The following is a 12096-nucleotide window of genomic DNA, read 5'->3' on the forward strand; positions in this document are numbered from 1 at the left end:
CCACACGACGCGGTGCCGATCATCGTCGGCGAGCGTTGTTCCTGTCCATGTCCGACAATCTGGAACGGGAGAGGCAAGGCGATGGCCGACGTGACGGAATGGTTTCAAACGCTTTTGGGGACGGGTTTGCCGTCACGTGACATCGGCGTCTGGCAGATGGTGCTGCGGGCGATCATGGTCTATGTCGTGACGCTGGCCATGGTGCGGCTGGGCAAGAAGCGCTTCATGGGCAAGGCCACCGCGTTCGATGTCATCCTCGGCATCATGCTGGGGTCGATCGCCAGCCGGGCCATCACCGGGAACGCGCCGATGATCCCCGCTCTCGGTGCAACCGGCGCGCTGATCGCCCTGCACTTCCTGCTGTCCTCGGCCGCCTGTCGCTGGCACGGCCTGGGCACGATGCTGAAGGGGAAGCCGCGGGTCATCGTCCGGGATGGCGAGACGCAGCAGCGTGCCATGCGCGCCGCCCATCTCACCAGCCATGACCTTGCCGAGGACGCGCGCCGTCACGGCCTGACCGACATCGGCGAGATCGCCGAAGCGCGCCTGGAGCGCAACGGCGACATCAGCATCATCAAGGCGAAGCGGGACCCGACGATCGTCACCGTCTCCGTTGCCGATGGCGTTCAGACCCTGCGCATCGAAATCCCCTGATCACCCGAATCCCGGCCCCTGCCCTGCCGGGCAAACTGGAAGCGTGCTTCCAGTTTGCAGCGGTCAGGCGTCGGCCGCCCCGGCAACGCGGAGGCCTTGAAGCTCGGCCAGCCGCGCCTCGATCCGGGCCTTTTCCTCCAGGAGGCGGGCGATCTCCTCGGCGACGGCGTCCAGCGCTTCGGTCACCGGGGCGTCGCCGCCCTGCCCGTCCCCGCCGGTCAGTTGCCGGCGGAAGGCAAGGATTTCCCGGCGGGTGACGTCCGGCCGGATGAGGTTCCGCTCCTCCGCCAGTTTCCGCTCCTCGTCCGACATGCTGGCCAGCAGATACACGTTGGCCCAGGACCGCGGCGCCCGTTCCGGCGCGATGGTGCGGTTGGCGATGGCGCGGGCCGCGCTCATCAGCATCGTCGCCGTGCGGTGCGAGAATGGCAGCAAGGCCACCATCTTGCTCCACTCGCCATGCTGGAGCCGCGCCTTGGCCTCGATCAAGTGGCGGCCGATCTGGACGAACCGCTTTTCCGCCTCGTCGTACAGGCGGGAGATGGTCGACACATACTCGTCGACCGACTCCGGCTGGCGTTCCGGCGGCAGGATCTCGACCGACGGGGCCGGGACGGCGGAGGTACCGCCCTGTGGGTTGGTCAGGCTGGGCATGCCCGCGGTTGCCGAGCGCAGGATGCTCAGCACATCCGACTGCGGCGCCGGGGTGGAAGCCGGCGTGGAGCCGGTGTCGATCGGCAGGGGCTTCTTGGCCATGATCTATCCTTCGCTCAGGCCGGCGTTGCGGTTCGGGGCGCTTTCCGGGCGCGCGGAGACTTTCCCGTCACGGCCTTGGCCTCGGGTGGAGCGAGCCCGGCGAGCGCGGCGATGGCGCCGCAGACCGACTCGATCTGCTTCTTCAGCGCGGCGTCGGCGACCTCCTGCGGCGAGCATTTGTGCCACCAGGCCTTTTCGAAGGAGGTCCGGTGCGGCACATGCGCGTCGTCGCCGAACACCGGAACGTTCCAGGCCGCCAGCTGCTGCTTGGCCGCCTTGTAGGTGTCGGTGTTGAGGCGGACCTTGCACAGCAGCACCTTGGCCGGCAGCGAAAAGGACGGATTGCCAGCGGAGAGCAGGGCGGTCGTCTGTTCGACCACCTGGTAGGTCTTGCGCGCCTCGTCGATGTCCCCCTTGCTGGAGCCCGAGGGGATGACGACGGCCGCGGCGTAGCCGAAGCCGAACACCATCTCCTGGGTCAGGGCCCCGGCGAAATCGACGATCACGATGTCGTGCTGCGCCTTGGCCTCGGTGATCGCCTCGACGATGTTCTGACCGACGAGGGATTTGAGGGTGATGCCCTCGACCCGGCTCACCCCCGTTTCGTCGCCGAGCCAGGAGATCAGCTTCTGGTTCGGGTCGGCGTCCAGCAACGCGACGCGGCAACGCTTGCGGAAATACTCCGCGATCATGACGATGGTGGTCGTTTTCCCGACGCCACCCTTGCTCGAGGCCACCGCCAGAACCCCATCCATGGCACCGTTCCCCCTGCTCGTTCCCGTGGCGCCGTTTGGGCGCCCATTTCACCACCATCCGTGGACATGTCAGCGCCGTCAACGCATTGCGGCGTCAAGCGGTCGATTTGCGCATGGTGAGTGGCGAGGGAGACACGGCATTCATGGTTGGCCGTCCACGGCCCGGGCCGCATCGGTCGGACTGGAAGCATGCTTCCAGTTTCAGGGTGGTGGAGGTGAGGGGGCGCGCGCACCGTGACGGCCGCCAGCCGAAGGCCAGCGGCCGTGGGCGCCGCCCTTACGGCTGCCCGCTGCCGCCGGCCGACCCGTAGATCTGGCCGGTGGCGAAACTGCCGTCCTCGGCGGCGAGCTGAACGAAGATGCCAGCCAGCTCGACCGGCTGCCCGGCGCGGCCCAGCGGCGTCTGTTCGCCGAAATGCTTCAATTTCTCCTGGAACGCACCGCCGCTGACCTGCAGGGGGGTCCAGATCGGGCCGGGCGCCACGCCGTTGACGCGGATGCCCTTGGCGGCGAACTGCTTGGCCAGCGACTTGACGTAGTTCATCGTCGCCGCCTTGGTCTGGGCGTAGTGGTAGAGTTCGGGGGTCGGGTCGTAGGCCTGTTCGGACGTCGTGCCGATGATGGCGGCGCCGGGTTGCAGATGGGGCAGGGCGGCCTTGATGATCCAGAACGGCGCGTAGATGTTCGTCTTCATCGTCGCGTCGAACTCCTCGGTGGTGAGGTCGAGGATCGACTGGCAGGCCTGCTGCCGCCCGGCGTTGCAGACGACGATGTCGAGACCGCCGAGCCCGGCGATCGCGTCGGCGACCAGCGTTTGGCAGAAGCGTTCCTCGCGCAGGTCGCCGGGCAGGGCGAGGCCGGTGCGACCCTCCGCCTCGATCAGCGCGATCACCTCACGGGCGTCGGGCTCTTCGGTCGGGAAATAGTTGATGGCGACGTCGGCGCCCTCCCGGGCGTAGGCGATGGCGGCCGCGCGGCCGATCCCGGAATCACCGCCGGTGATCAGCGCCTTGCGGCCGGCCAATCGGCCCGATCCCTTGTAGCTGGTCTCGCCATGATCGGGGCGGGGGTCCATGCCGCCGGCCAGACCGGGCCATGGCTGCGACTGGCCCTTGTAGGGTGGGCGAGGGTACTTGAACCGTGGGTCCTGGGTTGCGGTGGCTGCGGTCTGATTTTGCCCGGCGTTGCCGGGGCCGCCGTGCGACACTGTCGCCTTCTCATGTCCGTCCATGACCGTCTCCTTGCAAAGCGTCACAGACAGAACCGGACAGAGTTGTTTTGGTTGCCAGCGCCGATCCACCGCTTGGTGAAAGGAGACCGCCGCGATGACCGACATACACCACTCGGCCGCCGAGGGCTTTGCGTCCGGCGCGTCGACCTACGCCCACGGCCGACCCGATTACCCGGCGGAGGTCGCAAGCTGGCTGGTCGACGATCTCGGCCTGGGGGAGGGGAAGATCGCCCTCGATCTGGGAGCGGGCACGGGGAAATTCACGCCGTACCTCAGCCGGACCGGTGCGACGGTGGTGGCGGTCGAGCCGGTCGGCGCCATGCTGGACCAACTGGTCCGGCACAACCCGGGCGTCGAGGCGAAGCCGGGATCGGCGACCGCCATTCCCCTGGCCGACGGCACCGTCGACGCCGTCGTGTGCGCGCAGGCGTTCCACTGGTTTGCCAACCGCGATGCCCTTGCCGAGATCCGCCGGGTCCTGAAGCCGGGGGGCGTGCTGGGGCTGATCTGGAATGTGCGGGATGAACGCGTCGGGTGGGTCGCTGCGCTGACCGGCATCATGACGCCCTACGAAGGCGACGCCCCCCGCTACCACTCCGGCGCATGGCGGCGGCTGTTTCCGGCCGACGGCTTCGGTCCCTTGCAGGAGCGCCGTTTCTCCCACGGCCACCGCGGAACGCCGGAGCGGGTGATCGTCGACCGCACGCTGTCCGTCAGCTTCATCGCCGCCCTGCCGGCGGCGGAGAGGGAGCGTGTGGCGGAGACGGTTCGCGCCATGATCGCCGCGACACCGGAACTCGCCGGCCGGGACGAGGTGACCTTTCCCTATGAGACGGCTGCGTTCTTCTGCCGGCGGCTGCGGTGACGGGACCTTGGCCGGGGCAGGGCGCCGACGGGCGGGCAGGGGCGGGTCGGGCAGCCCATTCTTTCGGACAGTCGGGTCCCTCCGGCCGCTGAACCGGGGCAGCGCCGGGCGCGATCGGCAACTGCCTGACCGCGTGCTTTGGTACAGCAACCCTCAATTGTAGAATCCCGCCTCTTGCTGGCATCGGGGAGAGGGGGCGGTGATGGGGCGGCATCGCGGGGGTGATCATGGATCGCAGGGCCACGGAGGGTCCGCCGGTCGGTTGAAGGCCGGAGGTCCCCACCGTGACCTGCTGTTCGGTGGGGATGGCGACGACACCATCATCGGGAACGGTGGAAATGACTATATGGAAGGCGGCGGCGGGCGCGACCGTTTCGTCCTGAGGCCGGGCGACGGGTGGGACTGCATCGGCGATTTCCAGTCCGGGTCCGGCGGCGACGTGCTGGATCTGCGGGGATGGAGCGGTCTCGGCAGCCTCAAGGCCGTGCTGGCCACCGCGCACCAGGACAAGGACGGGGTGGTCCTGTGTTTCGGGCCGCGCGACAGCGTGAAGCTGATGGGGGTGTCGCGGGACAGCCTGACCGCGGACAATTTCCTGCTGAAGCCCGATCACGCAGCGGCCACCGCGGTGTTCACGGCGACCGACGCCGCGCATGGCGGCGAGTTGTGGGGGACGGCCGGCCGTCGTGCCTTCCTGCTGCGGGACATCGCGCCGGGGGCGGCGGAGTCCTCGCCCCAGGGGTTCGTCACCGCCGATGACCGCGTCTTCTTCTCCGCCGATGACGGTGTCCATGGCCGCGAGCTGTGGGTCACCGATGGCACTTCGGCTGGGACGCGCATGGTGACCGACATCCGGCCCGGCGCGGCGTCGTCCAACCCGCTGGCGCTGACGGCGATGGATGGCCAGCTGTATTTCCAGGCCGACGACGGCGCCAACGGGATCGAGCTGTGGGTCACCGATGGAACCGACGCCGGGACGCGCATGGTGACGGACATCAAGCCCGGATCCGGAGGGTCCTATCCCCACAACCTGACCGCGGTCGGCGACGAGCTGTTCTTCGCGGCCAGCGACATCGACCACGGGACCGCGCTGTGGCGAACCGACGGCACCGCCGAGGGGACGGAGCTGGTCAAGGATTTCTTCCCCGGCGGATTCGATCCACCGGTGCCGGTCCCCATCTTTCCGGCCCATTTCGCGGCGACCGACGACCGGCTGTTCCTCACCGCGTGGGACGGGACCGACGGCTTCACCCAATTGTGGGTGACCGACGGGACGGAAGGCGGAACGGTCAAGCTGCGGGGTGATCTCGGCGACAACCCACGGATCGGACGGGAGATCACGCTCAAGACGGTGGGGGACACGCTGTTCTTCAACAGCTCCGAAGATCTGTGGAAGAGCGATGGCACGGTGGCCGGCACGGTCCTGGTGAAGGATTTCCAGGCGGCGGGGTCGACTCTGCCCAACCAATTCACCGCCGTCGACGATCGGCTCTTCTTCGTCACCACCGATGGGCCGCACGGCTATGAACTGTGGACGTCCGATGGGACCGGGCAGGGAACCCATCTGGTCAAGGACATCGCGCCGGGGACCGACAGCGCCTCCGTCAGCGCGCTCGTCGCCGTGGATGACACGCTGTTCTTCACCGCCGATGATGGCGTGCACGGCCTTGCACTGTGGACGAGCGATGGCACCGAGGCCGGCACGCGCATGGTCACCGATGCGTCGGCCGACACCCGCTGGACGGCACCCAACAGCCTGAGCGCCGTCGGCGACAGCCTGTATTTCAGCGCCACCGACTCCGCGCAACGCGGGGCGCTGTTCCGCCTCGACCCCGGCAGCGGCGAGGTGACGCAGATCACGAGCGCTCAGCCCTACACGCTGCCGTACAACGCGGCGACGGTGGTCGGTGTCTGAGCACGCCGGCTTGAAGAGCAGGTCATGCGCGCCCATGGTTGGAAGGAGGCAACGAAAGGCCGGGACAGGGGATGCCGAGGACGCGTCGGGTCGGGGCGGATGAGAGCGCAGACATCCTTGCGGAGGCACGCCGCATCGTCGCCGACCAGGACAAGGCCGCGCTAGCGCCGGCGGTGTCGCTGGCCGACCTCGCCGAGGCGCTGGCCGACACCTTCGACGAAAGCTTCACGGCGGAGCGTGTCGTCGACATGCTCGCCCCGGCGCACCGGCGCGCGCTGAAAAGCCGTTTGGCGGCGCAGCGGCCGGCGGAGGCCAGGGCGGACGCTGTCGAGGTCTGGTTGCCGGCGGATGTCGCCGACCGGTTGAGGATGATCGCCGACCAGCCGGTGGCGGCGATCCGTGCCCTGCTGGACGGGGTGCAGAGGGATGGCGGGCCGACCTTGCCGGAGCCGGGCAGCGAGGAGCATTGCCGCCGCCGGCGCTGCTCCCCCCTGATTCAAGTGTCGGATCCCGGCCGCTGGGCGTGCCAGACCTGTGGGCTGGACGGGCGTGTCGACCGGCCGCTCAACCCGGTCATCAAGGATCGGCTGGCCGACCAGCCGGATCGGGTCGCCACCCTGCGCGCGCTCGCCGCCGAGCTGTACGAGGCCTGGGGCGGGGGCGAGCGGTTTACCCTGGCCGATTGCATCGCGCATCGCCGTCCGGCGGGCCGAGGCGAGGGCAGGGGCGATGGCCAGGGCGAGGGCCGTGTCAATCGTGACCGGATCAAGAGCGGCCTTCCCGAACTGGTGGAGGCGGGACTGCTGGAGGAGGCCGCCGGTCCACGCGGCGGCGTCGGCTACCGCGTTCTGGAGGAACCGCCCGACTGGGTCGCCGATGCCATTGCCGAACGCCGGGAGCAGCGGGAGGCCGAGGCGCGCGTCCGCGACGAGCAGGCCGCCGCGCTGCGGCGCGTCCTGGAGGAGGGGTTGACCCACACCAGGCCGACGGGCGAGGTCGTCGAGATCGTCCAGAACGAACGGGGGCTGGAACTCGGCTTTTCATCGATCCCGTCCTGGGAACTCCGCGAGGGCATGAAGCGGCAGGGGCATTGCCGATGGGATGGGCGCCGGCGCCGGTGGTGCCGCACCTCACCGGTCACGGCGGTCGAACCGTGGCTGGCGGCGGCCCTCGACGCCGGCGCAACCGTCTCTCCATTGGGGACGGCGGACCCCGATGCCGAGGATTGGGGGTACGGCGACTGGAGCGAGTGACCCGCGGCAGCCGTCCCGAAGGCTAGGGGGACGCGGCTCTCCTTGCAACGGGACGGCCGATGCGATCAATTGCCGCCATTGTGACCTTCCAGGGGCGCCATCCCGTCGGCGGCTGTTTTGCCGGGGCCGGGCGGCTATGCTCTCCATCACGACAATGAGGTGACGCAATGGCAGGCAGACGGCGCAAAGCCCCGCGGAAGGCCAAGAGAGGGCATCCAGCCCCCGCCCATGGTCCGGCCCACAAGGCCAAGATCGCCGGGCGGTCGTCCGCCGACACGGGGATGCCGTCGAAGGGGCCGTCGGCCGGTGCGTTCAAGCGGCGCGGCGGGCGCTTCGCCGGCACATCCGATGCCGAGTTCGGAAAGTTCCTCAGCCCCGAACAGCAACATCTGCTGAGAAAACGGCGCGAAGCCGAGCAGCGCGAGGCCAAGCGGCGGCGGTCCCTTGCCGGCGTCGTCCTGACCGTCGCCGCCGCGGCGGCCGGCGGTGTCTGGGCCCTGCTCTGGCTGTGACGACCGCCTGGTCCGGGATCCTGCGGCAGAACCGGCGACTCTGAAACGCCCGGAACCTGACTGAAGTCAAGTTCCCCGTCTCCATCACGGGCTATGGTGCCTGTCGATAAGGAGGCGTCATGTCCAGGAGTTTCATCGTCTCGCGGTTGGCACCGGAAGGGGTGAGTCGCGCCTTGCCCCTGCTGAACGTGCTGCGGCCCGGTTCGACGGTGCAGGACTGGCAGGCGCTCGCCCACTGCGCGACGGGAAGCGACGATGTTCGCCGGGCGCTCCAGGGCATCATGGTGTGCCAGTCCGGCACCGGCTACATCCGCGGCCTGTTCACCTACCGCGTGGGCGGGTGCGAACCGGCCGGGGGCGGAGCGGCCTCGCGGACGCTGTGCGTCGACAACGTCATCGCGCTCGGCCTGTTCGATACGCCGGCGACGATGGCGGCGTTGCTGGACACCATCGACCTGTTGGCGCGGGATCTCGCCTGTGCAGAGGTGCGGATCGACGTGACCGAACACCCGGCGGAGCACCGGGCCCGCGACGTCGTCGACGCCTTTGCCCGCCATGGTTACGCGGACACGGATGGGGCGTTGGTCAAGACGGTGCCCCCACAGGGGCCGGAGGGGCCGACGACCGAGGCGGCGGGGAGCGCCTGAGCCGGTTTTGCAGGATTTCCGAGCCCGCCCATCGGTGGGTGGAGTTCGGAAATCCTGCTTAGCGCCGCCTGCTGCGTCGAGCGATCCGCCGGGGTGCGGTCACTCCGCGGCGACCGCCAGATCGCCGAAGGTGTCGAGGTCGTCGATGCGGATGTGGGCCGACCGGGTGCGGGTGATCAGGCCCTTGGTCTCGAGGGAGCGCAGCACGCGCGAGATCGTTTCCGGACGCAGGCCGAGATAGCCGCCCATGTCGAGCTTCTTCATCGGCAGGAACACCACCGGGCGCCCCTGCTCGTCTTTCGGGGCGCGGCGGGCGAGGGCCAGCAGGAAGGTGCAGACCCGCTCGGTCGCGTTCTTGCAGCCGAGCATCAGGATCTGGTCCTGCGCCGCGGTGAGTTCGGCCGACAGCATCGAGAGCAGGCGCCCCTGCAGACGGGGCTTGCGGTCGACCAGTCCATGCAGGCCGCGGCGAACCATGCCGCACACGGTCGACGGCGCCACCGCCTCGGCGGTGTAGACATAGCAGGAACCGAAGGCCAGACCGACGACGTCGCCGGGGGTGGCGAAGCCGGTGATCTGCTCCCGGCCATCCGGCAGCGTCTTGTAGATCTTCAACATGCCGGACACGAGGGTGAAGACCGCGTCCGCGTCCTGCCCCTCGATCGTCACCATCTCCCCGGCACCGACGTCCCTGTTGCGGGAGATGGCCGTCAATTCCGGCAACTCGCCAGCCGGCAGGGCAGCGCACAAGCCCTCGTTGCGCACCGCGCAGCGAAGGCAGCGGGGGGCCGCCTGGGCCTGGGCCTGAAGTTGGGTCTGGATGGGGGTTTGGACGTGTGGCCCGGTGTTCGCGAGGAAGCCTTGCCGATCGTCACCCCGTCCCGGCTGCCCGTTGGCTTCGACAAAAAACGACATGCTCTGATCCTCGCCCACGTCCATAAGTATGGTCCTTTAGGACCGGTACCTTAGGATGAACGGTAGAGGACAACGTCCGCGGCCCCCATGATCCAGATCAACGCAACCGGCCGGCACCCCCTTGCTGGTGGTGCCGGCGGCTGTGGAATGGGTCAGAGCAGGCCAGCGGCGCGGGCCCACTTGTACTTGGCCCCCAGCACCGCAACCGGCGTCTCGGTGGTGTAGGGGTAGGCGACGACGCCATGGTCGTAGAGGTGGGTCGCGGCCTCCTCCACCTGCACGTCGCCGGCCAGCGAGGCGACGATGGGCTTCTCGATGCCCTTCGCCTTCATCTCCTCCTTCACCTCGACCACCAGCTTGGCGAACACCATCGGCGGGGTGATGATGGTGTGCCAGTAGCCCAGGATCAGGGCGTGGATGCGGTCATCCTCCAGCCCCAGGCGGATGGTGTTCTGGTAGGTGGTCGGCGGCTCGCCGCCGGTGATGTCCACCGGGTTGCCGGCGGCGCCGAAGGGCGGGATGAACTTGCGGAACGCGGTGTCGAGGTCGGGGGGCATCGCCATCAGCGACAGGCCGTTGTCGACGCAGGCGTCCGACAGCAGCACGCCGGACCCGCCGGCGCCGGTGATGATGACGACATTCTCGCCCTTCGGTGTCGGCAGCACCGGAATGCCGCGGGCGAACTGGAGCAGGTCCTGCAGGCTGCGGGCGCGAACGACGCCGCTCTGCGCCAGGACGTCCTCGTAGATTTTGTCGTTGCCGGCGAGCGCCCCGGTGTGGGAACTGGCCGCCCGCGCGCCCATCGAGGTGCGGCCGGCCTTCAGCACGACCACCGGTTTTTTCTTCGACACCCGCTTGGCGGCGTCGGCGAAGGCGCGGCCGTCCTTCAGATCCTCGCAATGCATGGCGACGACCTGGGTGTTGTCGTCCTGCTCGAAGAAGTACAGCAGGTCGTCCTCGTCGATGTCCGACTTGTTGCCGAGACCGACGATGGCCGACACGCCCATCTTGGCCGAGCGGCTGAAGCCGATGATCGCCATGCCGATGCCGCCGGACTGCGACGACAGCGCCGCCGTGCCCTGCACGTCGTAGGGCGTGCAGAAGGTGGCGCAGAGTTTCTTCGGCGTGTAGTAGAAGCCGTAGATGTTCGGCCCCATCAGGCGCACGTCGTGCTTGCGGGCGATCTCGACGATCGCGTCCTGCCCCTCGACGTTGCCGGTCTCGGCGAAGCCCGAGGGGATCAGCACGGCGCCGGGGATCCCCTTTTCGCCGACCTCGGCCAGGGCCGGTGCGACGAATTTGGCCGGGATGGCGAAGACCGCCACGTCGATGTCGCCGGGCACGTCCTTGACGCTGCGGTAGGCCTTGTAGCCCAGGACGGCGTCGGCCTTGGGGTGGATCGGGTAGATCCGACCCTGGTAGCCGCCGTTGATCAGGTTCTTCATCACGGAATTGCCGATCTTCCCGTCTTCCGACGAGGCGCCGATGACCGCCACGGCGTCCGGCTTCATGATGCGGTTCATCTGCCGGACGATCTGGTCGGGCGATGGGCGGTAGCGCGGCGTCCGCGTCTCGAAATCCAGCACCACGCGCACGTCGGCGGCGGTGGCGCCGTCCTCGCGGGCGAAGACCGGGTTCAGGTCGAGTTCCACGATCTCCGGCACCTCGTCGACGAGGCGCGAGACGTTGACGATCAGGTCGGCGAGCGCGGCGCGGTCCACCGGCTTGCCGCCGCGCACCCCCTTCAGCATCTCCGCGGCCTGGATGCCGTCCAGCATCGACAGCGCGTCCTGCCGCGTCACCGGGGCCAAGCGGAAGGTGATGTCCTTCAGCACCTCGACCAGCACGCCGCCGAGCCCGAAGGCGACCAGCTTGCCGAAGCTCTGGTCGGTGATGGAGCCGACGATGACCTCGGTCCCGCCCTTCACCATCTGCTGGACCTGGACACCGATCAATTCGGCCTTGGGGTCATAGGTGCGGGCGCGCTCCATGATGGTCGTGTAGCCGTCGCGCACGGCGTCGGCGTTCCGTACGCCGACCAGCACGCCGCCGGCTTCCGTCTTGTGCAGGATCTGCGGCGACACGATTTTCAGCACGACCGGGAATCCCAGGCTTTCGGCCAGCCGGACGGCCTCGTCGGCGCTGCGTGCCAGCCCTTCGCCCGGCACCGGAATGCCGTAGAGATCGCAGAGTTCCTTGGCTTCCGGCGCGGTCAGCGTGTTGCGACCTTCGGCCTTCGCGCTGTCGAGAAGGCGGCGAACGACGTCGGCCGGGCGTCGGACGCGGGCCGGATCGATCATGGCGGTCATGGTGGTCCCTCCTGTTGGATCTGTCTGGGCTCCCGCTTGGCGGGCAGGTTCGAACGGACGTCGGAAGGGGCGGAGTCTCGGTGCATGTTTTTTGCTGTTTGATTGGTCGATGCCGGTCCTAATCGGCGGCAAGGCGCGTCCGGGCCGGGTTCTGGGCCCGGTCTTGGGCTGGGCCGAGCGCGCCGGTTTCGCGCGCTTGGGCGATGCGCTGTTCGTCGAACCCCAGCACCTCGCGCAGGATCTCGTCGGTGTGCTCACCGAGCAGCGGCGAGCGGGTGACCTCG

Annotated in this window: 10 protein-coding genes and 2 pseudogenes; 6 read left to right on the top strand and 6 right to left on the bottom strand. The window is 68.7% G+C overall.

Annotated elements, in window-relative coordinates; translation table 11 throughout:
* Positions 1-12 precede the first annotated feature (12 nt).
* Positions 13-654, top strand: a complete 642-nt coding sequence (locus tag TSO352_RS12260) for a YetF domain-containing protein (protein WP_146210754.1) — start codon at positions 13-15, stop codon at positions 652-654.
* Positions 655-769: 115 nt separating this feature from the next.
* Here the strand turns inward: TSO352_RS12260 and TSO352_RS33920 are convergent.
* The 4 genes and pseudogenes from TSO352_RS33920 to TSO352_RS12275 all read right to left on the bottom strand — a co-directional run.
* A pseudogene (locus TSO352_RS33920) lies at positions 770-874 on the bottom strand (30S ribosomal protein S6); the annotation flags it as partial.
* 140 nt (positions 875-1014) lie between these two features.
* Positions 1015-1410 (bottom strand): annotated as a pseudogene (locus TSO352_RS33925) (DUF3102 domain-containing protein); the annotation flags it as partial.
* Positions 1411-1424: 14 nt separating this feature from the next.
* Positions 1425-2165, bottom strand: a complete 741-nt coding sequence (locus TSO352_RS12270) for a ParA family protein (RefSeq protein ID WP_109107623.1) — start codon at positions 2163-2165, stop codon at positions 1425-1427.
* 277 nt (positions 2166-2442) lie between these two features.
* Positions 2443-3396, bottom strand: coding sequence for an SDR family oxidoreductase (locus tag TSO352_RS12275; protein ID WP_109107624.1), 954 nt, complete (start codon positions 3394-3396; stop codon positions 2443-2445).
* Between the two features lie 94 nt (positions 3397-3490).
* Here TSO352_RS12275 and TSO352_RS12280 point away from each other — a divergent pair, with 94 nt between their 5' ends.
* The 5 genes from TSO352_RS12280 (at position 3491) to TSO352_RS12300 (ending at position 8588) form a co-directional block, all read left to right on the top strand.
* Positions 3491-4261 (top strand): class I SAM-dependent methyltransferase, encoded by a 771-nt coding sequence (locus tag TSO352_RS12280; protein WP_109107625.1) that lies wholly within the window; start codon positions 3491-3493, stop codon positions 4259-4261.
* 202 nt (positions 4262-4463) lie between these two features.
* Positions 4464-6176 carry an ELWxxDGT repeat protein gene (locus tag TSO352_RS12285; RefSeq protein ID WP_282183852.1) on the top strand — a complete coding sequence of 571 codons (1713 nt, stop codon included), beginning with the start codon at positions 4464-4466 and terminating at the stop codon, positions 6174-6176.
* Between the two features lie 71 nt (positions 6177-6247).
* Positions 6248-7429, top strand: a complete 1182-nt coding sequence (locus TSO352_RS12290) for a hypothetical protein (protein ID WP_109107626.1) — start codon at positions 6248-6250, stop codon at positions 7427-7429.
* A 281-nt stretch (positions 7430-7710) separates the two neighbouring features.
* Positions 7711-7941, top strand: a complete 231-nt coding sequence (locus tag TSO352_RS12295; protein ID WP_109107627.1) for a hypothetical protein — start codon at positions 7711-7713, stop codon at positions 7939-7941.
* Between the two features lie 119 nt (positions 7942-8060).
* On the top strand, positions 8061-8588 hold the full coding sequence (locus TSO352_RS12300) for a hypothetical protein (protein WP_109107628.1): 528 nt from the start codon (positions 8061-8063) through the stop codon (positions 8586-8588).
* Positions 8589-8687: 99 nt separating this feature from the next.
* Here TSO352_RS12300 and TSO352_RS12305 read toward each other — a convergent pair whose 3' ends face one another.
* The gene (locus TSO352_RS12305; RefSeq protein ID WP_247872058.1) at positions 8688-9302 is read right to left on the bottom strand and encodes a Crp/Fnr family transcriptional regulator; all 615 of its coding nucleotides are present in this window, start codon (positions 9300-9302) and stop codon (positions 8688-8690) included.
* A 353-nt stretch (positions 9303-9655) separates the two neighbouring features.
* On the bottom strand, positions 9656-11812 hold the full coding sequence (locus TSO352_RS12310) for an acetate--CoA ligase family protein (protein ID WP_199231579.1): 2157 nt from the start codon (positions 11810-11812) through the stop codon (positions 9656-9658).
* Positions 11813-12096: the final 284 nt, after the last annotated feature.

Origin of the sequence: Azospirillum sp. TSO35-2, from assembly GCF_003116095.1 — a bacterium.
In the GTDB taxonomy this organism is placed as follows: Bacteria; Pseudomonadota; Alphaproteobacteria; order Azospirillales; family Azospirillaceae; genus Azospirillum.

What these genes read in the sequence shown, in the direction of transcription:
- TSO352_RS12270 (WP_109107623.1), bottom strand. Translation starts at nt 2,165, where the DNA reads ATGGATGGGGTTCTGGCGGTGGCCTCGAGCAAGGGTGGCGTCGGGAAA.
- TSO352_RS12275 (WP_109107624.1), bottom strand. Translation starts at nt 3,396, where the DNA reads ATGGACGGACATGAGAAGGCGACAGTGTCGCACGGCGGCCCCGGCAAC.
- TSO352_RS12280 (WP_109107625.1), top strand. Translation starts at nt 3,491, where the DNA reads ATGACCGACATACACCACTCGGCCGCCGAGGGCTTTGCGTCCGGCGCG.
- TSO352_RS12285 (WP_282183852.1), top strand. Translation starts at nt 4,464, where the DNA reads ATGGGGCGGCATCGCGGGGGTGATCATGGATCGCAGGGCCACGGAGGG.
- TSO352_RS12290 (WP_109107626.1), top strand. Translation starts at nt 6,248, where the DNA reads ATGCCGAGGACGCGTCGGGTCGGGGCGGATGAGAGCGCAGACATCCTT.
- TSO352_RS12295 (WP_109107627.1), top strand. Translation starts at nt 7,711, where the DNA reads ATGCCGTCGAAGGGGCCGTCGGCCGGTGCGTTCAAGCGGCGCGGCGGG.
- TSO352_RS12300 (WP_109107628.1), top strand. Translation starts at nt 8,061, where the DNA reads ATGTCCAGGAGTTTCATCGTCTCGCGGTTGGCACCGGAAGGGGTGAGT.
- TSO352_RS12310 (WP_199231579.1), bottom strand. Translation starts at nt 11,812, where the DNA reads ATGACCGCCATGATCGATCCGGCCCGCGTCCGACGCCCGGCCGACGTC.